A 23573-nucleotide genomic window follows, 5' to 3' on the forward strand; every position below is an offset into this window, starting at 1 on the left:
GGGGTCAGTCGCGGACGATCAGGTAATTCATCCTCGCGGCCGCGATCGGCTTGTCGCGGTCGTCCTGCCACGCGGTCGCCTCGACATTGGCAACGCGCGTGCCGAGCCGGGTGACCACGCCCGCCGCGCGCGTCGGCTTGTCGCGGCCGCCCCGCATGAAATCGACGGTGACGGTCACCGGCTTGATCCGCACGCTGGCGTCGTCAGGCCCCTCGGTCTCGATCGCATGGTAGAGCGCCGCGATCGCCGCGACCTCGAGCAGCCCCGATATCGCGCCGCCGTGGAGGAACCCGGGGCGGCCGATCACGTCGTCGCCGAACGGCATCAGCAGCACCGGCCGACCCTCCGCGTCGCGTTCGATCTCGACGCCCAGCGTTGCGGCATAGGGTGGCAGCGTGCTCACCATGACCCGAGCACCATGAACGTGCCCGCGACATGCGCAAGCGGATCGGCGGGATCGCCGTCATGCGCCTGGCCGCGGACGAACGCGATCGACCGGGTGATCCGGTAGCATTCGCCGCGCCCGATTACCGTCTTGCCGGGCGTCGCCGGGCGCAGATAATCGACGCGCAGGTCGAGTGTCGCATGCGGCACGAACGCCGCGCGGCGGATCCAGATCGCGATGCTGGCGGCCATGTCCATCATCGTGATGATCGGCCCCGACGCGATCACGCCGCTGGCCGGATCGCCGATCAGCTTTTCGTCATAGGGCAGCGCGAGCTCCGCCCAGTCCGCGCCATGCGCATGATAGCGCATCCCGAGCGCGGCGCCGTGCCCGCCGAACCCGTGTCGTGTAAACCGCTCTGCGTCGAAGCCATCCATGCCCCGACCTCTACACGCCAGCGACCGCCACGCAACATTGCCGCACATGCGGGGCGGGGCTAGCATCGGGCGCAACGAGATCAGGAGAGAGGATCGCCATGAACGACCGGGTCACCATCGCCGTCGCGGACGGGATCGCCGATGTCCGCCTCAACCGCGCGGACAAGATGAACGCGATCGACCCCGCGATGTTCGAGGGGATCGCCGCAGCGATCGACCGGCTGGCGGGGATGGCCGAGGTGCGCGTCGTCGTGCTGTCGGGCGAGGGTCGTGCGTTCTGCGCCGGGCTCGACATGGCGTCGATGGCGGGCGGCGGGTCGGGCCTGTCGCTCGACGATCGGACGTATGGCGATGCGAATCTGGTGCAGCAGGTCGCCTGGGGCTGGCGGACGTTGCCGATGCCGGTGATCGCTGCGGTCCACGGCGTCGCGTTCGGTGGCGGGTTCCAGATCATGTCGGGCGCCGACATCCGCATCGCCCATCCGCAGGCGCGGTTCGCGATCCGCGAGACGCATTGGGGGCTGGTACCCGACATGGCGGGGATAGCGCTCTGGCGGACGCTGGCGCGCGACGACGTGCTGCGTGAGCTGACCTATACCGCGCGGGAGTTCGACGGGGCGGAGGCGCTGCACCACGGCTTCGTCACGCGGCTGGACGAGGATCCCCGCGCCGCCGCGATGACGATGGCCCGCGAGATCGCCGCGAAGAATCCGCAGGCGATCCGGGGCTCGAAGGCACTCTATGGCATAGCCGCGGATGCCGACGCCGCGGCGATCCTGCGCGCCGAAAGCGACGCGCAGGGGCAGGTACTGCGCAAGCCCAATCAGATCGAACAGGTCCAAGCCAATCTCGAAAAACGCGCGGCGGTGTTCGTCGACTAGGCGCTACTTCATCAGGACGAGCTCTTCCGCCATCGTCGGGTGCAGCGCGACAGTCGCGTCGAAATCGGCCTTGCTGAGCCCCGCCTTCACCGCCACCGCGGCGGACTGGAGGATCTCGGGGCAGTCGGGGCCGATCATGTGAATGCCGACGACGCGGTCGGTCTCGCCGTCGCAGATCATCTTGTAGAGCGAGCGCTCGTTGCGCCCCGCCAGTACGTTCTTCATCGGCCGGAAGTCCGAAGTGTAGACCTTCACCGAGCCCAGTGCCTGCTTGGCCTGCGATTCGGTCATGCCGACGCCGGCCATTGGCGGGTGGCTGAACACCGCGGCGGGGACGTTGGCGTAGTCGACGCGGGTCGGCTTGTTGCCGAAGAAGGTGTCGGCGAACGCCTGCCCCTCGCGGATCGCGACCGGGGTCAGCTGGATACGGTTGGTGACGTCACCGACCGCGAAGATGCTGTCGCAGCTCGACTTGTTGTCGTCATCGACCACCACCGCGCCCGCCGCGTCGAGTTCGACCCCGGCCGTCTCGAGCCCGAGGCCCTTGGTGTTCGGCAGGCGCCCGGTCGCGAACAGGACGAGATCGACGACGATCGGCTCGTGTCCGCTGGTATGCACGGTCAGGCAACCGTCCTCGCCCTTGTCGATCCCCTGGAACGCCGCGTTGAAGCGGAAGTCGATGCCCTTGCTCATCGAGATCTGGAGCAGCCGGTCGCGGATCGATTCGTCATAGCCGCGCAGGATCACGTCGGTCCGGTTGATCAGCGTGACGTGCGATCCGAACTGATGGAAGATGCCGGCGAATTCATTGGCGATATAGCCAGCGCCCGCGATCAGCACGCGCTTCGGCACGTCGTCGAGATGGAACACCTCGTTCGAGGTGATGCCGTGCTCGGCACCGGGGCAGTCCGGCACCAGCGGGTGCGCGCCGACCGCGATCAGGATTTTCGCCGCGGTCTTCTTGCTGCCGTCGGCAAGTGTGACTTCGTTGGGGCCCGAGACGACCGCGCGTTGGTGGATGATGTCGACATGGTTGTTCTCGAGCGTCTGGGTGTAGGCGCCGTTGATCCGGTCGACCTCCTCCATCACGTTGTCGCGCAGCGTCGGCCAGCTGAACGCGCAATCGTCGGGCACCTGCCAGCCGAAGCGCTTGGCGTCCTTCAGGTCCTCGGCGAAATGCGCGCCGTAGATCAGCAGCTTCTTGGGCACGCAGCCGCGGATGACGCAGGTGCCGCCGACGCGATATTCCTCGGCAACCGCGACGCGCGCGCCATGCGCGGCGGCAACGCGCGATGCACGCGTGCCGCCCGAGCCGGCGCCGATGACGAAGAGGTCATAGTCGAATTGGGTATCGGTCACGGGCTATCCTTGTACGTCGCGCTGCGGCTTTGGATGCCATCTGGGGCAGGGGGGATGCGCGGACAAGACCGGTGCGGCGATCAGGGTGATCGGCTGGCTCTATCGCCGACCCGCCCTGCGCATCGGCATCGCGTCGATCGTCCGCTCCAGCAGGGCGGCGGGGAAGGGGTGTGCGCTGCGCAGTTTCTCACCGCCATCTTTGCCGATGAGGATCGCGGTGAAGGTCCCGGGAAGGCGGAACTTGCGGCGCAGCGCGGGGGCGGTGTCGCCGGCGCCGCGAACCTGATCGCCGACGATTTCGACGACAGCGAGGTCGCGCTCGTCGCGTTTCGCAGTCCAATTGTCGAGGATGCGGCGCTGCTCGGCGAGTTCCGGGTCCTGCGGGGCGGGGGCCGCAACGATCAACACGCGGCGATCCCAGCGCATCTGCGCGAGGGTGGGAGAGGCGGCGAGCGCTACGGCGAGGAGGATGGGCATAGCGCGGTAACGCTCGAGGCGCGCGCACGGTCCTCCCAAATACCACCCCGGCGAAGGCCGGGGAGGCGGAGTGGGGTGGGGCGCACTCGGCGCACGCCCACCCCAAAAATCACCCGAAGGCGCGCTTGATCAAATCGTCGGTCGAAGGATCGAACGTCTGCCCGCCCTTCTCCGCGGCCTTCGCCATTTCCTTGCCCAGCTCGACCCCGAACTGGTCGAACGAGTTGATCCCCAGCAGCACGCCGTTCACGAACACGCGGTGCTCGTAGAACGCGATCAGCGCGCCGAGCGTGCGCGCGTCGAGATCGTCGAGCAGCAACGTCGACGACGGCCGGTCGCCCGAATAGCTGCGCGCCGGATCCTCGACCTGCTTGCCCGCCATCAACGCGGCACCCTGGGCAAAGGCGTTGAGCAACAGCGCCTTGTGATGCTCCTCGGGCAGCGTATCGCCCGCCTCGATCGACGCGACGAACTCGACCGGCACCAGATGCGTGCCCTGGTGGAGCAACTGAAACACCGCATGCTGCGCCTCGGTGCCGACACCACCCCAGGTGATCGCCGCCGACGGCCGCCCGAGCGGCTGGCCATCCGCGGTCACCGACTTGCCGTTCGACTCCATCTCCAGCTGCTGGAGATAGCTCGGCAGCAGCCGCAACCGCTCGTCATAGGCGAAGGTCGCGCGCGTCTCGGCATGGCGGATCTGCGTGTAATAGAGGTCGGCGAACGCGGCGAGCGCCGGCGCATTCTCGTGCAACGCGGCGAGGCGGAAATGGCGGTCCATCTCGGCCGCCCCCTCGAGCAGCTCCTCGAACCGATCCCAGCCGAGCGCGATCGCGGCCGGAAAACCGATTGTCGACCAGAGCGAGTAGCGCCCGCCGACGCTCTCGGCGAACGGCAGGATCCGCGTCTCGTCGACGCCCCATTCCATCGCCTTTTCGGGCGCCGCGGTCAGCGCGATCACGCGGCCGTACGGATCCTCGACATTATGCTCGTTCATCCACTGAAGCACCGCTTCGGCGTTCATCAGCGTTTCGGTTGTGGTGAAGGTCTTCGACGCGACCACCAGCAACGTCGCGGCCGGATCGAAGCGTTCGAACACGTCTTCCAGCGCGACGCCGTCGACATTGGCGACGATCCCGACATCATAACGCTTGTCGTCGCGCCCGAGCGAGTCGACCAGCAATTGCGGCCCCAGCGCGGACCCGCCGATGCCGACATGCAGGATATGCCGCACGGGACCGAGCGCATCCGCCTCGATCGCGTCGATCAGCGTGCGCATCCGCGAGTGGCTGGCCTGTGCGATCGCGACGCTCTCGGGCTTGCCCTCGCCGCGCTCGGCGGTGTGCTCGACCGCGCGGCCTTCGGTGACGTTGACGATCTCGCCCGCGAACATCGCCTGGCGCTTGCCCGACAGGTCCTGCGCCTTGGCCATCTCCTCGAACGCGCTGACCATGTCCGTGGTCAGGTGCGTCTTCGACCAGTCGAAGTGGATGCCTGCGACGTCGAGGCTCAGCTTGGACAACCGCTCAGAGTCGGCGGCGAACAGGTCGGTGAGTTTGGCGGCGGGCAGGGCTTCGAGTTTGGACCAGTCGGCGGTCATGCAAAGTCTCCGATTTGGAATTCGTGCGCACCGATACGGCGACGCGAGCAAGAACACCATAACGTCCCGGGAGGCGATTGGGTCTCCGGGGGTGTCCGGATCGTCTCCGGACATGGCGGATGCTGCATATGCTTGACGGCGCGCGCCGGTTGAGCAAACCCGCGGCCATGGCAAAAGACGCGAAGACCAAACCGGCCCGATCCGAAACCGCAGAGACGTTCCGCTTCCTGCTGAAGCTGGCGGTGGTCGTATTGATCCTGCGCAGCTTCATCTTCGCGCCGTTCAGCATTCCGTCCGAATCGATGCTGCCCCGGCTGCTGATCGGCGATTATCTGTTCGTGTCGAAGTGGAGCTACGGCTATTCGCGCTGGTCGCTGCCGGGTGGCGTGCCGTTGATCCCCGGACGGATCTTCGGCAGCACGCCGACGCGCGGCGACGTCGTTGTCTTCCGCGCCCCCGAAGTGCTCGATCACGACGTCATCAAGCGCGTGATCGGCCTGCCCGGCGAGACCGTCCAGATGCGGCAGGGGACGCTGTACCTGAACGGCACCGCGATCCCCAAGGCGCGGATCGCCGACTTCACGATCCCGCTGACCGCCAATTTCGATGCGGAGAAATGCGGCGCGCCGTTCGTCGACGTCGCCGACGGCGTCCAGATCTGTCGCTATCCGCGCTACCGCGAGACGCTGCCCGGCGGCCGCAGCTATTCCGTGCTCGACCAGGCGCAGCTGCCCGATCGCGACGACACGGGTGTCTATACAGTGCCCGCCGGCCATATCTTCGTGATGGGCGACAACCGCGACGACAGCGGTGACAGCCGGTTCCCCGCACCAAGCGGGATGGGCTATGTCCCGCTCGAGAATGTCGAGGGCAAGGCGGTCGTCAGCTTCTTCTCGACCGACGGTAATGCCGAATGGCTGAAACCCTGGACCTGGGTCAGCGCCGCGCGCTGGGAGCGGATCGGGGAAGGCTTTTGAGCGATCTCGGCGACTGGCTGGCGGGCGTATTCGGTCGCCGGCCGCGCGATCTGGCACCCTATGAGCGCGCACTGACGCATGGCAGCCAGGCGAAGGCGAATTACGAGCGGCTGGAATTCCTCGGCGACCGCGTCCTGGGGCTAATCGTCGCCGAATGGTTGTACGAACTGTTCGCGACTGATCCTGAAGGGTCGCTCTCGAAACGCCTGAACGCGCTCGTCACGGGCCCGGTCTGCGCCGAGGTGGCGCGTGAGCTCGGAGTGCGCGCGCATCTGAAGCTCGGCAAGCAGGCGCGCGACGACGGCGCCAGCGACAGCGACAATGTGCTGGGCGACGTGATGGAGGCACTGATCGGCGCCTGGTACCAGGAGGCCGGGCTCGACGCCGCACGTGCGTTCGTCCGCGGCGCATGGGGTGACCGCGTCCAGGCCGGCGCCAAGGCGCCGCAGCACCCCAAGTCCGCGCTTCAGGAATGGGCGGCCGCGCATAACCGCAAGCCCCCCGAATACACAGTCGTCGAACGCTCCGGCCCCGGACACGCCCCCAAATTCACGATCCTCGTCTCGATCGGCAAGCTCGCCGAAGCGACCGCCATGGGATCGAGCAAACAGGAAGCCGAAACCGCAGCGGCCAAGGCGCTGCTGGAGAAGCTGGGCTGACAAGAATGGTTCACGCGGAGCCGCGGAGGCGGCAGCGAGTGGAACTCCGATCTCGCTCCGAACGACTCCGAGATAATCGGCGGCGTATGATCGAAGCGGGCGCGATCCCCATCCACATCATCTCCGCGCCTCCGCGGCTCCGCGTGAACCAAACTGCCTTGTCGCGACGCGATGACGAACAGCCGTTTTCGCTGTACAGGTGTCCGCAACACCAGTTCGAAAAGAGCATATGTGACTGAAACGAATACCAAGCCCGATCCAAAGCATTGCGGCCTAGTCGCCATCGTCGGCGCCCCGAACGCAGGCAAGTCGACGCTCGTCAACGCGCTCGTCGGCCAGAAGGTCGCGATCGTCAGCCCCAAGGCGCAGACTACGCGCGCCAAGCTGATGGGCGTCGCGATTGAGGGCGACACCCAGATCCTGCTCGTCGACACCCCCGGCATCTTCGAGCCCAAGCGCCGGTTCGACCGCGCGATGGTCGCCGCCGCCTGGGGCGGCGCTGAGGGCTCGGACATCATCGCGCTGGTGGTCGACGCCAAGGGCGGGATCGGCGGCAAGGTCACGACGATCGTCGAGTCGCTGGTCGGTCGACCTGAGCCGATCTGGCTGATCCTCAACAAGGTCGATCTCGCCGACAAGACCAAGCTGCTGATCCACGCAGAAAAGCTGAACGCACTGCTTCCATTTGCCGAGACGTTCTTCATCAGCGCGGGGACCGGCGACGGCCTTGCGCACTTCAAGACGCAGCTCGCCAAGGCGATGCCCGAAGGTCCGTGGCATTATCCCGAAGACCAGGTGTCCGACTCGACCGAGCGCGCGCTGGCGTCCGAGGTCACGCGCGAGCAGCTCTATCTCCAGCTCCACGCCGAGCTCCCCTATGCGAGCACGATCGAGACCGAGCAGTATATCGAGCGCCAGGACGGGTCGCTGGAAATCCACCAGCAGATCCTCGTCGAACGCCCGACGCAGCGCGCGATCGTGCTCGGCAAGGGCGGCGTGCGGATCAAGGAAATCGGCGCGCGCTCACGGATCGAGCTCGCCTCGATCACGGGCAAGCCGGTGCATCTGTATCTGCACGTCAAGGTGAAGCCGGGCTGGGACGAAGACCGGGAAGTGTACCGCGATATCGGGCTAGACTGGGTCGACTGACCCGCGACCACCACGCTCCACCCCGGCGAAGCCCGGGGCCCAGTTGGGGGACGATGGTCACGACGGACAGCGCTCCGTTACTCGGGCCTTCCCAACTGGGCCCCGGCCTCCGCCGGGGTGGTAGTGTTCGATGCAAAAGGATGTTCCCCCGCGAAGGCGGTGGCCCAGACTGGACTCCCGCCTTCGCGGGAGAGCAGGCTTTGGCTCGGCACTGCGTCACACCGACGCCTATTGTACCAAACCCGCGACCTCCTGAAATCTATTGATGCTACCGTAGACCTCACCGGCTGACCCGGACGAGGACCACGCGATGCCGACCCTGATCGATGCGACGTCCGCGATCCGCTACGACCAGTTGCATCTGTCCCCGGTGGCGCTGGATTTCGGCCTGTTCCAGCTCCGATGGTACGCGCTCAGCTATATCGCGATGATCGCGCTGGGCTGGTCGTGTCTGCGGAGGATGCTCCGCCGGTCCGGTGCGCCGATGACGGCGGGGCATGTCGACGATCTCGTCTTCTACCTGACGCTGGGCATCATCATCGGTGGTCGGCTTGGCTATTGCGTGTTCTACCGGCCCGAGATCTGGCGCGCGCCGCTCGACGTGCTGAAGCTCTGGCAGGGCGGCATGTCGCTGCATGGCGGGTTCCTGGGGGTGATTGTCAGCCCGGTCCTGTTCACACGGCGTCATCGGCTGTCGCTGCTCCGGATGTGCGATTACGTCGCCTGCGCGACGCCGTTCGGCCTCGTGCTGGTGCGGATCGCCAATTTCGTGAACGGGGAGTTGTGGGGCCGGCCGAGTTCGCTTCCCTGGGCGGTGATCTTTCCGGGCACGCATGACGGCATCCCCCGGCACCCGAGCCAGCTCTACGAAGCCGCGCTTGAGGGCGGACTCAGCATGATCGTCCTGGCCTATCTGTTCTGGCGCACCGACGCGCGGCTTCGTCCCGGACACCTGCTCGGCGCGGGGCTGATCTTGTACGGCACCGCGCGGTTCCTGCTCGAATTCGTCCGCCAGCCCGATGCCGGGCTCGACCATCTGTGGTGGGGGCTGACGATGGGGCAGACGCTGAGCGTGCCGATGGTCGGCGCCGGCATCTGGTTCTACGTCCGGTCACTTAAGAGCGCGCGCGCCGCGGTCGTCCCTACCCCGTGACTATCGCCCCAGGACCTCATCGACCCACGCTGGCACCAGCATTCCGGCCGCGCCGATCCGCGTCTCCTCGAAAAATACGCTCCCCATCGAAGGGTCGAGATTCAGCTCCAAGGTAGCGGCGCCGTGATAGGCCGCGGTCTGCACGAAGCCGGCCGCCGGATACACCGCCCCCGACGTCCCGATCGACACGAAGAGATCGGCCTGCGCCAGTGCTGCCTCGATCCGCTCCATCTGGTACGGCATCTCGCCGAAGAACACGATGTCGGGCCGCAGCGCCGCCGACCCGCAGGCGCCGCATATCGACCCCTCCGGCAAGCTGCCGGCCCAGGACTCGCGCGCGCCGCAGACGGCACATAGCGCGGACAGCAGTTCGCCATGCATGTGCAGCATCCGCGTCGCGCCCGCGCGCTCATGCAGATCGTCGACATTCTGCGTGACGATCAGCAATCCGCCGCCCCATGCTTCGTCCAGCCGCGCCAGCGCACGGTGCGCGGCATTGGGCTCGACCGTCGCCAGCGCCGCCCGACGGAGATCGTAGAAGCGGTGCACCAGCTCCGGATCCGCGGCGAGCGCCTCGGGGGTACAGACATCCTCGACCCGGTGACCTTCCCATAGGCCGCCCGGCCCGCGGAACGTCGCGATGCCGCTTTCGGCGGAGATGCCCGCGCCCGTCAGAATGACAATGTTTCGTAGATCCTGCATCGTCACCCTCTACGTATGGCGCTGTCGCCAGGATAGCCGCAGTCACGCCGATATCTTGCGTCTCCGAGCATCGGGTCGGCGGGATGCGCCCGGTTGCTCGTTTACGGCGTTGAACCGAACCGACCATGTCTTTGTGGCCGGCCGCACTCCGTTCGCCGATGCCGTCATGGCACCGCGCGCCATGATATTCGAAGGATCCAATGCGATGGTGACGAAAAAACTGATGCTGTTGAGCGGCGTGATCGCGGTCCTTGGCGGCTGTGGCGACACGACATCGGCCGGCGCCAACACTGCCACCGTCAATACCAGCGCGGCGGCAAGCGCAGCGTCCGACGTCACTCGCGTTCGCGGCGTGATCACCGCGGTCGGCGCCGACGCGGTGACCGTCCAGACCTATGACGGCAAGTCGGTCAGCGTTCCGCTCGACGCCAAGACCAAGGTCGCCTGGGTGGTGAAGTCCGATCTGTCGACGCTGAAGGACGGCGACTTCATCGGCACTGCGACGACCGGACCCGACGACGCACTGCGCGCGGTCGAGCTCGTCATCTTCCCCGAGGCGATGCGCGGGACCGGCGAGGGCCATTATCCCTGGGACGTTCCCGGCGTGGTCGCGGCCGCTGGCGGCGGCGCGGCCGATGGGCAGAGTGCAATGACCAACGGCACCGTCGACGGGCAGAGCGCGATGACCAACGGCACCGTCGACCAGCAGAGCGGAATGACCAACGGGACGGTGACCGGCGGCTCGGGCAAGCCCGGCGAAACCAAGCTCAGCATCTCGTACAAGGGCGGCAAGGCGCAGGTCGTCGTGCCCGTCGGCACGCCGATCGTCCGGTTCGAGCCGGCCGAGCGTTCGATCCTCGCAAAGGGCCAGAAGCTGTTCGCGATCACCTCGGCCGGCGCGTCGGGGGCGAGGTCCGTCGCGGTCGGCAAGGATGGCCTGACGCCGCCGATGTAAGACTGCTGCACGTAATCACAGCCTGAGGGGCTGGAGTGGTGATGTGTCCACTCCAGCCCCTTTTGTTTGGAGAACCTCACACGTCGGACCTCGTGCAAGCGCGGACGTCGTGGCGGGTCGCGCGGCGATCGCCCGGCCGACCCTATCTTCATAAATCACCCGATCGCCGCTAAGACGCCTGCAAACCCGTATCCGTAAAGGCGCTGCATGACCGTCATCACCGAAGCCGACCTGATCGAAAGCGTCGCCGACGCGCTCCAGTTCATCAGCTACTACCACCCGATGGATTACATCCGTGCGCTGGGCGTCGCGTACGAGGCCGAGCAGAGCCCCGCCGCCAAGGATGCGATCGCGCAGATCCTGACCAACAGCCGGATGTGCGCCGAGGGCCATCGCCCGATCTGCCAGGATACCGGCATCGTCACGGTGTTCGTCAAATGGGGCCAGGACTGCCGCCTCGACTCGACCCGCTCCTTGCAGGAGGTCGTCGATGAAGGCGTGCGCAAGGCGTATCTCAACCCCGAGAACAAGCTGCGCGCCTCGATCCTCGCCGATCCCGCCTTCACGCGCCGCAACACCAAGGACAACACGCCGAGCGTGATGCATGTCGAGATGGTGCCCGGCAACACCGTCTCGATCGACGTCGCGGCCAAGGGCGGCGGCAGCGAGAACAAGTCGAAGTTCAAGATGATGAACCCGTCCGACTCGATCGTCGACTGGGTGCTCGAGATGATCCCGCAGATGGGCGCCGGCTGGTGCCCGCCGGGGATGCTCGGCATCGGCATCGGCGGCACCGCGGAAAAGTCGATGATCCTCGCCAAGCAGTCGCTGATGGGCGCGATCGACATGGCGCAGCTGAAGGAGCGGGGCCCCAGGAACGACATCGAGGCGCTGCGGATCGAGATCTACGACAAGGTCAACGCGCTTGGCATCGGCGCGCAGGGGCTGGGCGGGCTCTCCACCATCCTCGACGTCAAGATCTTCGACTGGCCGACGCATGCCGCGTCGAAGCCCGTCGCGATGATCCCGAACTGCGCCGCCACGCGCCACGCGCATTTCGTGCTCGACGGGTCGGGGCCGGTGTATCTGGAGGCGCCGAAGCTCGAGGAGTGGCCCGACGTCAACTGGACGCCCGACAAGGCCGCGATCCGCGTCGATCTCGACACGCTGACGCCCGAGGTCGTCCAGACGTGGAAGCATGGCGACCGCCTGCTGCTGAACGGCAAGATGCTCACCGGGCGTGACGCCGCGCACAAGCGGATCGCCGACATGCTGGCCAAGGGCGAGGAGCTGCCTGTCGATTTCCGTGGCCGCGTGATCTATTATGTCGGACCCGTCGATCCGGTCGGCGACGAGGTGGTCGGGCCCGCGGGCCCCACTACCGCGACGCGGATGGACAAGTTCACGCGCATGATGCTCGACCAGGGCCTGCTGGCGATGGTCGGCAAGGCCGAGCGCGGCGGCGATGCGACCAAGGCGATCGCCGAGGCCAAGTCGGCCTATCTGATGGCGGTCGGCGGTGCGGCCTATCTGGTTGCGCGCGCGATCAAGGGATCGAAGGTCGTCGGCTTCGAGGATCTGGGTATGGAAGCGATCTACGAATTCGAGGTCGCCGATTTCCCGGTGACCGTCGCGGTCGATTCGGCGGGCGAGAACGTCCACCAGCTGGCGCCGCTCGTCTGGCGCGAGAAGATCGCACGGGAGCGGTTGCTCGCGCCGGCGTGACTGCTCGTCCTGATGACGTGGAACGGGGAGGGCGGCCCTTCCGTTGAGCTTGCGAACCAGAGGAGTTTCGTATGTTCAAGCCCGCCAACCCCGTCGTCGCGATCGCGGTCGCAACATTGATGACGACGAGCGCCGTTGCCCAGAGCGAGGCACCCGCGCCCGCGCCCCGTACGTCCAGCGGGGGCCTCGGTAGCCTGGGTGACAGTCTTGGCGGGCTCGGCGGCGGACTGGGTGGCCTGCTTGGCGGTGGCGCGTCGGGCATTGGTTCGATCGGTGCGGGCAATGCGGCAGGTCTGTTAGGCTATTGCCTCAAGAACAACCTGCTCGGTCAGGGCGGCGCACTAGGCGCGTTAACGGGGCGGCAAACGGCGCCCCAGACCCGGACGCAATCCCCCGCGACGGGCCAGGCGGCAGGCGCGCATTCGATCCTGCAGCGGTTGACCGGGCGGCAGGGCGTGCGGACGTCGCCCGGCTTTGCTGCGGGACAGGCGGGGGAGCTTCAGTCGCCGAACGGTCAGGGGCTGTCGCTCGACAATCTCGGCGGACAGGTGAAGACGAAGATGTGCAGCCTCGTGCTCAACCGGGCCAAGGCGTTTCTCTAAGCGGCGCGCGGGCTAGGGCGGCTAGCCGTCGCCCGTCCCGTTATCCTGACGAAAGTCAGGATCCAGGGTAATTAGGGGCGACCTGCGTGGCTCTGGGTCCTGACTTTCGTCAGGATGGCGGAGGCGGTGGGGCGAGGGCAGTTCATCTCGCCGATGCGGGGCCACGCCCGCATTCCCAAACCAAATAGCCCAGAAATGAAAAGAGGTTGCCGGGGCGTCTCACGACGACCCGACAACCTCCTGACATGGTCAGCGGCCGGAGAGCTCCAGCCCGGAGGACCATGCGTACCACCTCATCCTGTGCCATGTGCGTTGATTGGAGGGCGATACCTCCCGCACATGCCGTCGGATATCAGTAGCGCGTCCCCCGAACGAACCGAACCGAACTCACTGCTGAACCATGAGACATCGGATCACCTCCTTTCGCTTGTTGAAAAAACGCGGCCAAGCCTGACCGCAACCGCAATGTGTGCCGGGTGCTCTGTTGATACAAGTCTTGTTTTGCAGAAGATTTCGCGCAATCCTCAAAGGCTGTGCGGCACGCTGGGCAAATGCCCGCCCTTACCCGCGACAATCCTCGGTCACGCGTTCGATCTCCGCCCATGAGGGGATGACGAGAGCGGGCTGACCCTGCTGGTCGATCACGAACCGACCGCGGCTGAACCCCATCGCTTCGAGCAACGGATCGCTGGCCGGCAGCGTCGCCGTCACGGTGCCGGGCGTGCTGCCGGGCTGGACTGACAGCGCGCGCGTGACGCTCGACGTGCGGATCGTCATCGGCGTGGCGGCCGCCGCAGTACGCGACAGATAGATTTGCCGTGTGCCGGTATCGCACTGGAGTGTCAGCGCGGGCAGCGCCGCCTGCGCTCCGAAACTCGCCACCGATCCGCGCGGATCGCGGCGATAGGTCCAGCTTCCCGGCGTATAGGGCCAGTCGCGCCAGTCGGCCGCGAGCGGGGCGGGGCGTGGGGCGGGGGCGGGCGCTTCGACGCGCGGTGGCGGCGGCGGCGGTTCGGCGCGGGGCGGCGCGACGCAACCGGCGATCAGCGTCAGCATGGCGAGGCCGGCGGCGATAGGCCAGCCGGCGGCGATAGGGGTGTGGGCGCGCATGACCCGCTATGCGGCACGCCCGGCGACCGCTCAAGGCGCGACAACCGCGGTCGCGTGGGAACCGGCGCACGCTGCTACCGGTTCAGCGACGGAACACTGTAAATCAGGAGACGATCCATGTCCGATACCGTTGCCCAGACCCCAACCCAGCTGCTCGTGCAGGCAAATATTTCGGGGACGATGAAGGTCGAGAGCCGCGATGGCGACGCGGTCGGGACGGTCTATGCGTTCATGGTGCACAAGGGTACCGGGCGCGCGACGCATGCCGTGCTGAGCCTTGGCGGGTTCCTGGGCATGGGCAAGAGCTTCTACCCGCTGCCGTTCGCGTTGCTCCAGTTCGACGCTGTGCGTGACCTGTATGTGGTGACGATCGACAAGCGCGTGCTGGAAGGCGGCCCGAGCTGGTCGAACAACGCGCCGGTCTTCGACCAGGCCTATGCCGACCGGGTGGCGAGCTATTACGGGTCGAGCAGCGAGGATCTGGTCGTCGGCTGACGCGAGCGCGGGCCGACCCCTCCGTCATCCTGACGAAAGTCAGGACCCAGAGTTGTTGACCGCAGCATCCGCGGCTCTGGGCCCTGACTTTCGTCAGGGTGACGAAGAGGGGAATGGGCGGCTCAGCGAGAGCGCGAGCCACCCATCCGCATCTTCTGGCTTTTCCCGTAGCGCGTTTTCCGCGTGCCTGGCTTGCCCTCGTTCGAACGGCCCATGACCGGCGCCTTCTGCTGGTCCACCGGCAGGCCAAGCTCCTCGTTCTCCAGCTGCCGGATCTCGTCTCGCAGCCGCCCGGCGGTCTCGAACTCCAGATCCGACGCGGCCTTGCGCATCTGTTTTTCCAGATCCTCGATATACGCACGCAGGTTATGTCCGACCATGTGCGGGCGGTCCTCGTCTATAGGGACGGTGACCTGATCCTGGCTGGCGACATGCGCGATGATGTCGCCGATGTTGCGGCGGATCGTCGTCGGCGTGATGCCATGTTCGGTGTTGTACGCAACCTGCTTCTCGCGACGCCGCGCGGTCTCGTTCATCGCGCGCTCCATAGAGCCCGTGACGCGGTCGGCGTACAGGATCACGCGGCCGTCGACGTTACGCGCCGCACGACCAATCGTCTGGATCAGCGAGGTTTCGGAGCGCAGGAACCCCTCCTTGTCGGCATCAAGGATCGCGACCAGCCCGCATTCGGGGATGTCCAGCCCCTCGCGCAGCAGGTTGATGCCGATCAGCACGTCGTACACGCCGAGCCGTAGGTCCCGGATCAGCTCGATACGCTCGAGCGTCTCGACGTCGCTGTGCATGTAGCGGACCTTGATCCCCGCCTCGTGCATATATTCGGTAAGATCCTCCGCCATCCGCTTGGTCAGCGTCGTGACGAGCGTGCGATAGCCGAGCGCGGTGGTCTTCCCGACCTCGACGATCAGGTCCTGCACCTGCTCCTCGACCGGCTTGATCTCGACGGGCGGATCGATCAGCCCGGTCGGGCGGATGACCTGCTCGGCGAACACGCCGCCGGTCTGCTCCATCTCCCAGCTGCCCGGAGTCGCCGAGACATAGGTCGTCGGCGGGCGCATCGCGTCCCACTCGTTGAAGCGCAGCGGCCGGTTGTCGATCGCTGAGGGAAGGCGGAAGCCATATTCGGCAAGCGTCAGCTTGCGACGGTGATCGCCGCGCGACATGCCGTTGATCTGGCCGATCGTGACATGGCTCTCGTCGACGAACAGCAGCGCATTGTCGGGCAGATATTCGAACAAGGTGGGTGGCGGCTCGCCCGGCATGCGGCCAGTGAGGAAGCGTGAGTAATTCTCGATCCCCGCGCAAGACCCGGTCGCCGCGATCATCTCCAGATCAAAGTTTGTGCGCTGCTCCAGCCGCTGCGCCTCGAGCAACTTGCCCTCGAGCACCAGTTCCTTCAGCCGTTCGGCCAGCTCGTGCTTGATCGCCTCGCCCGCCTGTTTCAGCGTCGGGCCGGGCGTCACGTAATGCGAGTTCGCATAGACGCGCACCGAGTTGAGCGACGCGACCTTCTTGCCGGTCAGCGGGTCGAACTCGGTAATCTCCTCGATATCGTCGCCGAAGAACGAGATGCGCCACGCGCTGTCCTCGTAATGCGACGGGAAGATCTCGAGCGTGTCGCCCTTCACGCGGAAATTGCCGCGCTGGAACGCCGCGTCGTTGCGCTTGTACTGGAGCGCGACGAGCTTGCGCACGATCTCGCGCTGGTCGACCGTCGTGCCCTTTTTCAGGTCGAAGATCATCGCCGAATAGGTTTCGACCGAGCCGATGCCGTACAGGCACGAGACCGACGCGACGATGATCACGTCGTCGCGTTCGAGCAACGCGCGCGTCGCCGAATGCCGCATCCGATCGATCGACTCGTTGGTCGAGGACTCCTTCTCAATATACGTGTCCGACCGCGCGACATATGCCTCGGGCTGGTAATAATCGTAATAGCTGACGAAATATTCGACCGCGTTGTCGGGAAAGAACGACTTCATCTCGCCGTAGAGCTGCGCCGCGAGGATCTTGTTCGGCGCGAGGATCAGCGCAGGCCGCTGCACGCGTTCGATCACACTCGCCATCGTGAAGGTCTTGCCCGATCCGGTGACGCCCAGCAGCACCTGATCCTTCTCGCCCTCGCCGATCGCCGAGACGAGTTCGGCGATCGCGGTCGGCTGGTCGCCCGCAGGCGCATAGTCGCTGACGAGCTTGAACCGCTTGCCACCCTCGACCTTTGCAGGGCGCGCGGTCGGGCGGTGCGGGACGAAGGTGTCGCCGGTTTCGGGTTCGGCGAGGCTGGTGCGGATCTGGATGGCCATCGAGGGGGAATATGGGGAACAGGTGGCACGACGACAACGCCGCCATTGCCGGCATTCGTCAATCCGCAAACCACCCGTCATCCCCGCGAAGGCGGGGATCCATAGCCTACGCCGTCAGCATTTTAAGGGAGAGCGCTGCCGGTATGGGCTCCCGCCTGCGCGGGAATGACGGACGTTCTAATGCGGCGGCCATTGTGCGGCCCCAAGCTTTGCTAATGTTGACCCACTGCACGCGCATCCATAATGCGACCGTTTCGCAAGCCATCGACCCGCCGGCGCGACTCCGCGCGGCCAAGGAATAGACGCATGACCGCCGAAACCCTCGAAACCCGCGCGCCCGTGCTCATCCCGGAGACCCCCGCGTTCCTCAACGCCAAGGTTCTGTGGGTGCGCCACTGGAACGAGCATCTGTTCAGTTTCGCGATCGAGCGCCCGTCGACCTTCCGCTTCCGCTCGGGCGAATTCGTGATGATCGGCCTTCCGCAAGAGGGCGGCAAGCCGATCATGCGCGCCTATTCGATCGCGAGCCCGCATTATTCGGAAGAGCTCGAATTCCTGTCGATCAAGGTCGAGGACGGTCCGCTGACCTCGAAGCTCCAGCTGATCCAGCCGGGCGACGAGGTGTATCTGGGCAAGAAGCCGACGGGCACTTTGGTGCTCGACGCGCTGCTCCCGGGCAAGCGGCTGTTCATGTTCTCGACGGGCACCGGCCTTGCCCCGTTCCTCAGCCTGATGCGCGATCCCGATGTCTATTCGGCCTATGAGCAGGTGATCGTCGTGCACAGCGTGCGCCGCGTCAGCGACCTTGCCTATCACGACGAGATGGTCGCCTTGCTCGCCGAGGATCCGCTAATCGCCGAGGAGGCGGCTACGCAGTTCCACTACATCCCGACCGTCACGCGCGAGCCGTTCCGCACCACGCGGCGGATCGGTGCGCTGATCGAGGACGCGTCGCTGTTCGGCCATCCGGTGCGCGGCGACCAGAAGCTGAACCCCGAGACCGATCGCGCAATGATGTGTGGATCGACCGAGATGATCAAGGAGTTCGCGGTGATGCTCGAGGCGCAGGGCTTCGAGGAGGGCGCGAATTCCAAGCCCGGTACGTTCGTGATCGAGCGCGCCTTCGTCGGCTGACCCGCCAGGGCGCTTGGCGCGCCGCCCGATCCCCGATAGCGTCCAGGCCAAAGGGGGACTGAAAATGCGCCAGATTATCACGGGGATCCTGCTCGCCACCGCCGCCATGCCATTGGCGGCGGTGGCAAAGACCGTCGCGGTCGAGGAACGCTCGATCGATCAGCTTCAGGCGAGCATGACGGCGGGGACGGCGAGCAGCGTCGATCTGGTCCGGGCGTATCTCGCGCGGATCGCGGCAATGGACCGCAAGGGGCCGACGCTGCGCAGCGTGATCGCGCTCAATCCCGATGCGCTGGCCCAGGCCAAGGCGCTCGACGCGGAGCGTCGGGCAGGGCGGGTGCGCGGGCCGCTGCACGGCGTGCCGGTGCTGATCAAGGACAATGTCGAGACCGCCGACGCGATGCCGACCACCGCGGGCAGCCTGGCGCTCAAGGACAATATGACGCGCCGCGACGCGCCCGTGGTCGCGCAGCTGCGCGCGGCGGGGGCGGTGATCCTCGGCAAGACCAACCTCAGCGAATGGGCGAACATCCGCTCGACCCGGTCGATGAGCGGGTGGAGCGCGGTCGGTGGGCTGGTCCGCAATCCCTATGCGCTCGATCGGACCGCATGCGGATCGTCGAGCGGGTCGGGCGCGGCGATCGCGGCGAGCTTTGCTGCGGCCGCGATCGGCACCGAAACCGATGGCTCGGTCGTGTGCCCGTCATCGATCAACGGGCTGGTCGGGCTGAAGCCGACGATCGGGCTGGTCAGCCGCACGCATGTCGTGCCGATCAGCCATAGCCAGGACACGCCAGGGCCGATGGCGCGCAGCGTGCGCGACGTGGCGACGATGTTCTCGGCGATGATCGCGGCGGACCCGGCGGATGCGGCGACCGCGGGGGCAGGCGCGTACAAGCGCGACTATGCCGCCGCCTTGTCGACGAGCGCGCTGTCGGGGTTGCGGATCGGGGTCGTCCGGCCCGAGATGACCGCGGACGTCGCGGCGCGGTACGAAGTCGCGCTGGGCATTCTAAAGGCCGCGGGCGCGGTGCTCGTCGAGGTCAAGCAGCCCAAGCTCGACGGGATCGGCGAGGCGGAGCTGCTGGTACTCCAGACCGAGCTGAAGGCCGATCTCGACACCTATCTGGCGACCACCCCGGCGGCGGTGCGGACCCGGACGCTCGACCAGGTGATCGCGTTCAATCGCGCCAATGAAGCAGCGGAGATGCCGTTCTTCGCGCAGGAGACGTTCGAGGCGGCGGCCAAGACCAAGGGGCTCGACGACCCGGCGTACAAGGCGGCCCGTGCGAAATCGCTGCGGCTGGCGGGCGCAGAGGGGATCGACGCGATGCTGACGACCGCGCGGGCGACGGTGCTCGTCGAGCCGACCTATGGTCCCGCCTGGCTCAGCGAGCCGGTGTACGGCGACCAATATGGCGGACCGAGCGCGAGCGAACTGCCCGCGGTCGCCGGCTATCCCAACCTGACCGTGCCGATGGGGCTTGTCCGCGGGCTGCCGGTCGGGCTGTCGTTCATCGCGACGCGCTACGGCGACGGCACCGTGCTGAACGCGGGCTATGCCTATGAACAGCGGGCCAACGCGCGGACCGCGCCGCGTTACCTGCCGTCGGCGGCGGTGGGCACCGGACTCGACGGGGCGCGCTGACCGGGGGCGACGAACATGCGGTCGTTGCGCAGATAGACGGCGCTGCGATCCTTCAGCCGGCGGGTGGTGAAGACGAGGCGATAGTCGCTCGCGAGCGTCGCCTTCAGCGCGCGCAGGCTGCCGACGTTCCAGATCGACAGGCGGCGCGTCGAGGTGACGATCACCGGCGGACGGTTGGCGAGGATGCGGCGGACCTCGGCCGCCTCGTCGATCCCGGTCGCGCCTTGCTCGGTCGACAGGCTGAGCAGGTTGGGAAAGGCGTAGGGCGTCGGCACACAGGTCCGCGCGAGCAGATAGGTGACGGTGTCGCCGCGGAACACATAGGGGCATTCGTCGCCGCTGTTCGCCTGGACGATGCGGGCCAGCGCATAGGCGCCGGCGGCGTCGTCGCGCCGGACGACGCGTTCGACCGCAAGGATCGTAAAGGGGACGATCAGCGCGATCGCTAGCAGCTTCGCATGGCGTGACAGCGCGGGCGCGGCGGCGATCGCCAGCGGAGCAACCAGCGGCAGGCCGTAATGATCGAAGAAGGTACCGATCGCGAGGAAGCCGAGCGACGCCGCGATCAGCCAGCCAAAGCCGAGCCGCGCGACCGCACGGTCGATCCCGAGATGCGCGCGGCGATGCCAGGTGATCGCGGCGGCGGCGATCAGCGGCAGCAGCTGGACGAGGATGCCGAGCAGTCGCGTCACCACCTGCGCGAGCGGATAGCCGGGGCGCAGGAAGATCGAGGTGACGTTGGCGAACCAGAAGGTCGCGAACAGGTCGTGCGCGGTGTACCAGCCAAGCGCGGCGAGCGACGGCGCGAGCCCGACGGCGATCCACAGCAGCGCCGCGCCCAGCGTCGCTGAGACCGGCGCGCCGGTGCGGCGGTGGAACCAGAGATGCGCCAGCCCGAAGAACGCGCCCTCGAAGGCGGGCGTGTATTTCATCTGGATCGCGATCCCGGCGAGCAGGCAGGCCAGCGCGCCGCCACGCACGATCGCGCGGCGGTCGTTCGCCGCCGCGAGTGCGGGCAGGCGGAAGGTCAGCAGCGCGGCGATGGCGATCGGCAGATTGTAGAAGACCGGTGCCTGCCCGCCGCCGCCGCTGAGCAGCGACAGCCCGGCCAGATAGGTCGCTCCTGCCGCCAGCGCACCACGCCGCGTCGCGCCGATCCGCATCGCGCCGTGATGAACGAGGACCGCAGTCAGCCAGGCGCAGCCGGTCGCGACGAGCTGATAGGCGAGGATCCCGTCGCCGGGGAGTAGCCGGATCGCCGCGAACAGCAGGAACAGCCCGATCGGCTTGCGATCCCAGATGTCGACAAAGGGGATCGCGCCGTGCAGCATCCGGTCGCCGACTAGCAGATAATATTGCTCGTCGACGGCAATCACCGGATTGCCGAAATCCCAGGCGCGGATCGCCAGCGCGATCAGCAGCAGGATCAGCGCAGGCGTCCAGCGGGATCCGGACGATGCAGTCGTGGACGATGTCATCAGTAGAAAGTCCTGAGCGTTAGCGTGCGCGTCGTCCCGTCGCACAGCCCGAGTCGGACGACGCTGCCGGGCGGGCGGATAGTCCAGTTCGCCAGCGGGCTGGCTGGATAGTCGCGGGGAATGGGCTGGCCGTCGATCGAACAGATCAGGTCGCCGACCTGCCACCCGGTCGCCTCGGCCGGGCCGCCGCGCATCACGTGCAGGACCTTCAGCCGGTTGCTTTCGACCCCCATCAGCAGGCCGCTGGTCGATCGGATGGGGCGGGGATCGGCGACGTCGCCGCGGCGCAGGACCATCCGCGCCGCGCTCGGGTCGAGCAGCACGCGATAATGTTGGAGAAACCCCGAGCCGAGCCGCCCGGCGGCGCCGATCGACTGTGAAAAGCCCGCCTCGGGCTCGATCCGCACCTCGGTGTCTCGCGCGACGAGCGTACCGACCCGGATCTCGGGGGCGATCGCGAGGCCGCTGACGACCGAGCCGCCGAGCCCATAGGCGATCGCGGTGGTGGTCGGCAGCCCCGGCGGCGCGGCACGGCGCCAGCCCGCCGCGGTCACGGTGATCGCCGATCCGTCGCCGGTATCGACGACGATCGGCGCCAGCGCGTGCGTGCCGATGCGGATCGCGCTTTCATAGACGCGCCGATCGGACGAGATCGTCAGCGGCGCGGTCTCGCCCGCAAAGGGCAGCCGCCCGGTCGGGATCAGCCGGAAGCGGCGCGCGGCATAATCGATGTCGAGCGCGTGCGCGGCGAGTAGGTCGCGCCCGACCAGCAGGTCGACCGCGGTCGCGCTGCCGGTCGCGAGCGCGGGGAGGGCGGCAACACTGACGCCGCCGCCGCTGCGCGTCAGACCGCCGAGCGTGATCGACCGCGTCGGCATCCAGCGCAGCGCAACCGACCCGCCGATCGCGCTCGCCCGCCCGCCGGGCTTCAGCGCGCGGCGGACGACCGCGGGGGAGGTGTCGGCGAGCAACGTATAACTGACCCCCGTATCGAGGATCGCGGTGATGCTGCGCCCGTCGATCTGCATCGCGAACCGGATCTGGTTGCCCGGCGTCAGGTCGAACGACACCCAGCGTGTTTCGGTATCGGCGGCAAGACGGGCGACGCCCTGATCGCGGTCGGCGGGCGAGGTGCTTGGGGTAGAGCTCACCTGGATGGGCGCGGCCACGGCCTGCGTTGCCGGCTGCCGCGTCGCGATGCTCAGGACCGCCAACAGCGGGACGATGGCGAGAATAAGCAAACGCATGTGAATCGTCCCTAGCGCGTTGGCGGGGCCTTACAAGCTAGGCACGCGGACGGTGGGGCAGATGGATTTGAAGGGAAGGAAAGCGGACTCACGGCTTTCGCGGCTGCGTTGTGGGAGACCCACCGCCGAACGAGCCCGCCAATGCATCAACTTTTTGCATCGGTGAGCGCCTACGTTTCCTGCCATTCCTTGGCTGATGCGAAATCTTTGATCGTTTACGTGGGGGGGTAGGCTTAGGATCGTTAGCGGCACCCGTATATCGACGCGTTAGGGCCAGACTAGTCTTATCCAAGCTACTTTTTGACCAAGCTTGCCTTCACCGATCAGCGTTAAAAAATAGGCTTGAGAATGAAGGTCGGACAGTTTTGAAATAGCTCCTAACCGGACGGGCAATGTTGCAAGGATAAGGAACCGTTTGCCGTCGAAGGCGACGACCCGCGACCGCTCTGCCAAGCCTTCGGCGTTCCATACCCCAATCCAAGTGTAGCTGTCCCTATGAACGTTGTCATCGGCTGCGACGAAACTGTATCCAACGATATCGGGGGTCACGGCAGGCCGCGCCGGGACAAAACCATCCACATAACCGCTCCTTCCGATGCCAGCGTTGGAAATGCCTGCAATACCGCTCTTCCCTTGGATGCTGGTCCATGAAAACCAGCATCCCGATGTTCGCGAGTGCACTGGGCCAGGAGAGAGGTCAAAGTCGGTGAAGCGTGGGTCATCCGAGCGCAGCATCACCGCCGAGCTATAGCGAAGCTGATCCACGCGTGCCTCACCGGGATGTGGCCAGCCGGGATGTGCCCGATAGCTGCCCCCCAGCATCTCGACTGTTAGGGGAGCGGCGTTGATCGCAACAGATTCCCCAAGGTGACCCGAGCACACCGGCTTTGGCATGATCGCGGTGGTGGAATCGGAGGTTTGTGCGGTCGCAGAGGCCCCGATCAGCCTGGCAACGATTATCAGTATAGCGCGAACAAGCATCGCAGTAGCCTAACACGCGTAGGCTCGTGCGCTAGAGGGTGTCACTCGCTCACTTACCATTGCTGTTTGAATGCAGAACTTTTGATTTTTTCATCAGG

At 66.6% G+C, this 23573-nt stretch carries 22 protein-coding genes; 11 read left to right on the forward strand and 11 right to left on the reverse strand.

Going from position 1 to position 23573, the window contains the following annotated elements:
• Positions 1-4: 4 nt before the first annotated feature.
• Together sphst_RS18305 and sphst_RS18310 are read right to left on the reverse strand one after the other, a co-directional pair.
• Positions 5-406, reverse strand: a complete 402-nt coding sequence (locus sphst_RS18305) for a PaaI family thioesterase (RefSeq protein WP_056405287.1) — start codon at positions 404-406, stop codon at positions 5-7.
• Positions 400-822: a PaaI family thioesterase gene (locus sphst_RS18310; protein ID WP_031440034.1), complete on the reverse strand. Its 423-nt coding sequence runs from the start codon at positions 820-822 to the stop codon at positions 400-402. Before sphst_RS18310 ends, sphst_RS18305 begins: the two co-directional genes overlap by 7 nt.
• 98 nt (positions 823-920) lie before the next feature.
• Here sphst_RS18310 and sphst_RS18315 point away from each other — a divergent pair, with 98 nt between their 5' ends.
• Positions 921-1703 (forward strand): crotonase/enoyl-CoA hydratase family protein, encoded by a 783-nt coding sequence (locus tag sphst_RS18315; RefSeq protein WP_107045965.1) that lies wholly within the window; start codon positions 921-923, stop codon positions 1701-1703.
• A gap of 3 nt (positions 1704-1706) precedes the next feature.
• Here the strand turns inward: sphst_RS18315 and gorA are convergent, their stop codons facing one another.
• From gorA to pgi, 3 genes are all read right to left on the reverse strand, one after another.
• Positions 1707-3062 (reverse strand): glutathione-disulfide reductase, encoded by a 1356-nt coding sequence (gene gorA, locus sphst_RS18320; RefSeq protein WP_107045966.1) that lies wholly within the window; start codon positions 3060-3062, stop codon positions 1707-1709.
• A 99-nt stretch (positions 3063-3161) separates the two neighbouring features.
• Positions 3162-3539 (reverse strand): DUF4174 domain-containing protein, encoded by a 378-nt coding sequence (locus tag sphst_RS18325; RefSeq protein WP_031395169.1) that lies wholly within the window; start codon positions 3537-3539, stop codon positions 3162-3164.
• 109 nt (positions 3540-3648) lie between these two features.
• Positions 3649-5139 (reverse strand): glucose-6-phosphate isomerase, encoded by a 1491-nt coding sequence (pgi, locus tag sphst_RS18330; RefSeq protein WP_031395170.1) that lies wholly within the window; start codon positions 5137-5139, stop codon positions 3649-3651.
• Between the two features lie 167 nt (positions 5140-5306).
• Between pgi and lepB the strand changes: the two genes are divergently transcribed.
• The 4 genes from lepB to lgt all read left to right on the forward strand — a co-directional run bounded on the left by lepB (position 5307) and on the right by lgt (position 9077).
• A complete protein-coding gene (gene lepB / locus sphst_RS18335) occupies positions 5307-6116 on the forward strand; it encodes a signal peptidase I (RefSeq protein ID WP_031395171.1) in 810 nt (269 codons plus the stop codon).
• Positions 6053-6775: a ribonuclease III gene (gene rnc / locus sphst_RS18340; protein WP_081877668.1), complete on the forward strand. Its 723-nt coding sequence runs from the start codon at positions 6053-6055 to the stop codon at positions 6773-6775. The genes lepB and rnc overlap by 64 nt, the downstream gene beginning before the upstream one ends.
• Positions 6776-7006: 231 nt before the next feature.
• The gene (era, locus tag sphst_RS18345) at positions 7007-7924 is read left to right on the forward strand and encodes a GTPase Era (RefSeq protein ID WP_031395173.1); all 918 of its coding nucleotides are present in this window, start codon (positions 7007-7009) and stop codon (positions 7922-7924) included.
• A 310-nt stretch (positions 7925-8234) separates the two neighbouring features.
• Positions 8235-9077 (forward strand): prolipoprotein diacylglyceryl transferase, encoded by an 843-nt coding sequence (lgt, locus tag sphst_RS18350; RefSeq protein ID WP_031395174.1) that lies wholly within the window; start codon positions 8235-8237, stop codon positions 9075-9077.
• Here lgt and sphst_RS18355 read toward each other — a convergent pair whose 3' ends face one another.
• Positions 9078-9779, reverse strand: coding sequence for an NAD-dependent deacylase (locus sphst_RS18355; RefSeq protein WP_031395175.1), 702 nt, complete (start codon positions 9777-9779; stop codon positions 9078-9080). It abuts the gene before it with no gap.
• A 205-nt stretch (positions 9780-9984) separates the two neighbouring features.
• Between sphst_RS18355 and sphst_RS18360 the strand changes: the two genes are divergently transcribed.
• From sphst_RS18360 to sphst_RS18370, 3 genes are all read left to right on the forward strand, one after another.
• Positions 9985-10734 carry a hypothetical protein gene (locus sphst_RS18360; RefSeq protein WP_107046020.1) on the forward strand — a complete coding sequence of 250 codons (750 nt, stop codon included), beginning with the start codon at positions 9985-9987 and terminating at the stop codon, positions 10732-10734.
• A 207-nt stretch (positions 10735-10941) separates the two neighbouring features.
• Positions 10942-12459 (forward strand): fumarate hydratase, encoded by a 1518-nt coding sequence (locus sphst_RS18365; RefSeq protein WP_031395177.1) that lies wholly within the window; start codon positions 10942-10944, stop codon positions 12457-12459.
• Positions 12460-12530: 71 nt separating this feature from the next.
• The gene (locus sphst_RS18370; protein ID WP_051916485.1) at positions 12531-13061 is read left to right on the forward strand and encodes a DUF2501 domain-containing protein; all 531 of its coding nucleotides are present in this window, start codon (positions 12531-12533) and stop codon (positions 13059-13061) included.
• Positions 13062-13622: 561 nt separating this feature from the next.
• On the opposite strand, the gene sphst_RS18375 is transcribed toward sphst_RS18370, so the two are convergent.
• Positions 13623-14171, reverse strand: a complete 549-nt coding sequence (locus sphst_RS18375; RefSeq protein ID WP_107045967.1) for a hypothetical protein — start codon at positions 14169-14171, stop codon at positions 13623-13625.
• Between the two features lie 117 nt (positions 14172-14288).
• On the opposite strand from sphst_RS18375, the gene sphst_RS18380 reads away from it, so the two are divergent.
• Positions 14289-14666: a PRC-barrel domain-containing protein gene (locus sphst_RS18380; protein ID WP_031395809.1), complete on the forward strand. Its 378-nt coding sequence runs from the start codon at positions 14289-14291 to the stop codon at positions 14664-14666.
• 122 nt (positions 14667-14788) lie between these two features.
• Here sphst_RS18380 and uvrB read toward each other — a convergent pair whose 3' ends face one another.
• The gene (gene uvrB / locus sphst_RS18385) at positions 14789-16987 is read right to left on the reverse strand and encodes an excinuclease ABC subunit UvrB (protein ID WP_031395810.1); all 2199 of its coding nucleotides are present in this window, start codon (positions 16985-16987) and stop codon (positions 14789-14791) included.
• A 306-nt stretch (positions 16988-17293) separates the two neighbouring features.
• Here uvrB and sphst_RS18390 point away from each other — a divergent pair, with 306 nt between their 5' ends.
• Entirely contained in the window at positions 17294-18121 is an 828-nt protein-coding gene (locus tag sphst_RS18390) for a ferredoxin--NADP reductase (protein WP_031395811.1), read from the forward strand.
• Between the two features lie 64 nt (positions 18122-18185).
• Positions 18186-19769 (forward strand): amidase, encoded by a 1584-nt coding sequence (locus sphst_RS18395; RefSeq protein ID WP_056405302.1) that lies wholly within the window; start codon positions 18186-18188, stop codon positions 19767-19769.
• Here sphst_RS18395 and sphst_RS18400 read toward each other — a convergent pair.
• The 3 genes from sphst_RS18400 to sphst_RS20785 all read right to left on the reverse strand — a co-directional run bounded on the left by sphst_RS18400 (position 19721) and on the right by sphst_RS20785 (position 23475).
• Positions 19721-21247, reverse strand: a complete 1527-nt coding sequence (locus sphst_RS18400) for a hypothetical protein (RefSeq protein WP_051916448.1) — start codon at positions 21245-21247, stop codon at positions 19721-19723. The genes sphst_RS18395 and sphst_RS18400 overlap by 49 nt on opposite strands.
• Positions 21247-22494, reverse strand: coding sequence for a PDZ domain-containing protein (locus sphst_RS18405; protein ID WP_159043704.1), 1248 nt, complete (start codon positions 22492-22494; stop codon positions 21247-21249). Before sphst_RS18405 ends, sphst_RS18400 begins: the two co-directional genes overlap by 1 nt.
• A 267-nt stretch (positions 22495-22761) precedes the next feature.
• Positions 22762-23475 (reverse strand): hypothetical protein, encoded by a 714-nt coding sequence (locus tag sphst_RS20785; protein ID WP_159043705.1) that lies wholly within the window; start codon positions 23473-23475, stop codon positions 22762-22764.
• Positions 23476-23573 lie beyond the last annotated feature (98 nt).

Source organism: Sphingomonas sp. STIS6.2, assembly GCF_000732685.2.
Lineage (GTDB): Bacteria > Pseudomonadota > Alphaproteobacteria > Sphingomonadales > Sphingomonadaceae > Sphingomonas > Sphingomonas aerolata.

Excerpts from the sequence above, each read along its gene's own strand:
- sphst_RS18305 (WP_056405287.1), bottom strand. The coding sequence starts at position 406 with ATGGTGAGCACGCTGCCACCCTATGCCGCAACGCTGGGCGTCGAGATC.
- sphst_RS18310 (WP_031440034.1), bottom strand. The coding sequence starts at position 822 with ATGGATGGCTTCGACGCAGAGCGGTTTACACGACACGGGTTCGGCGGG.
- sphst_RS18315 (WP_107045965.1), top strand. The coding sequence starts at position 921 with ATGAACGACCGGGTCACCATCGCCGTCGCGGACGGGATCGCCGATGTC.
- sphst_RS18325 (WP_031395169.1), bottom strand. The coding sequence starts at position 3,539 with ATGCCCATCCTCCTCGCCGTAGCGCTCGCCGCCTCTCCCACCCTCGCG.
- pgi (WP_031395170.1), bottom strand. The coding sequence starts at position 5,139 with ATGACCGCCGACTGGTCCAAACTCGAAGCCCTGCCCGCCGCCAAACTC.
- lepB (WP_031395171.1), top strand. The coding sequence starts at position 5,307 with ATGGCAAAAGACGCGAAGACCAAACCGGCCCGATCCGAAACCGCAGAG.
- rnc (WP_081877668.1), top strand. The coding sequence starts at position 6,053 with ATGGCTGAAACCCTGGACCTGGGTCAGCGCCGCGCGCTGGGAGCGGAT.
- lgt (WP_031395174.1), top strand. The coding sequence starts at position 8,235 with ATGCCGACCCTGATCGATGCGACGTCCGCGATCCGCTACGACCAGTTG.
- sphst_RS18355 (WP_031395175.1), bottom strand. The coding sequence starts at position 9,779 with ATGCAGGATCTACGAAACATTGTCATTCTGACGGGCGCGGGCATCTCC.
- sphst_RS18360 (WP_107046020.1), top strand. The coding sequence starts at position 9,985 with ATGGTGACGAAAAAACTGATGCTGTTGAGCGGCGTGATCGCGGTCCTT.
- sphst_RS18365 (WP_031395177.1), top strand. The coding sequence starts at position 10,942 with ATGACCGTCATCACCGAAGCCGACCTGATCGAAAGCGTCGCCGACGCG.
- sphst_RS18370 (WP_051916485.1), top strand. The coding sequence starts at position 12,531 with ATGTTCAAGCCCGCCAACCCCGTCGTCGCGATCGCGGTCGCAACATTG.
- sphst_RS18375 (WP_107045967.1), bottom strand. The coding sequence starts at position 14,171 with ATGCGCGCCCACACCCCTATCGCCGCCGGCTGGCCTATCGCCGCCGGC.
- sphst_RS18380 (WP_031395809.1), top strand. The coding sequence starts at position 14,289 with ATGTCCGATACCGTTGCCCAGACCCCAACCCAGCTGCTCGTGCAGGCA.
- uvrB (WP_031395810.1), bottom strand. The coding sequence starts at position 16,987 with ATGGCCATCCAGATCCGCACCAGCCTCGCCGAACCCGAAACCGGCGAC.
- sphst_RS18390 (WP_031395811.1), top strand. The coding sequence starts at position 17,294 with ATGACCGCCGAAACCCTCGAAACCCGCGCGCCCGTGCTCATCCCGGAG.
- sphst_RS18395 (WP_056405302.1), top strand. The coding sequence starts at position 18,186 with ATGCGCCAGATTATCACGGGGATCCTGCTCGCCACCGCCGCCATGCCA.
- sphst_RS18400 (WP_051916448.1), bottom strand. The coding sequence starts at position 21,247 with ATGACATCGTCCACGACTGCATCGTCCGGATCCCGCTGGACGCCTGCG.
- sphst_RS18405 (WP_159043704.1), bottom strand. The coding sequence starts at position 22,494 with ATGCGTTTGCTTATTCTCGCCATCGTCCCGCTGTTGGCGGTCCTGAGC.
- sphst_RS20785 (WP_159043705.1), bottom strand. The coding sequence starts at position 23,475 with ATGCTTGTTCGCGCTATACTGATAATCGTTGCCAGGCTGATCGGGGCC.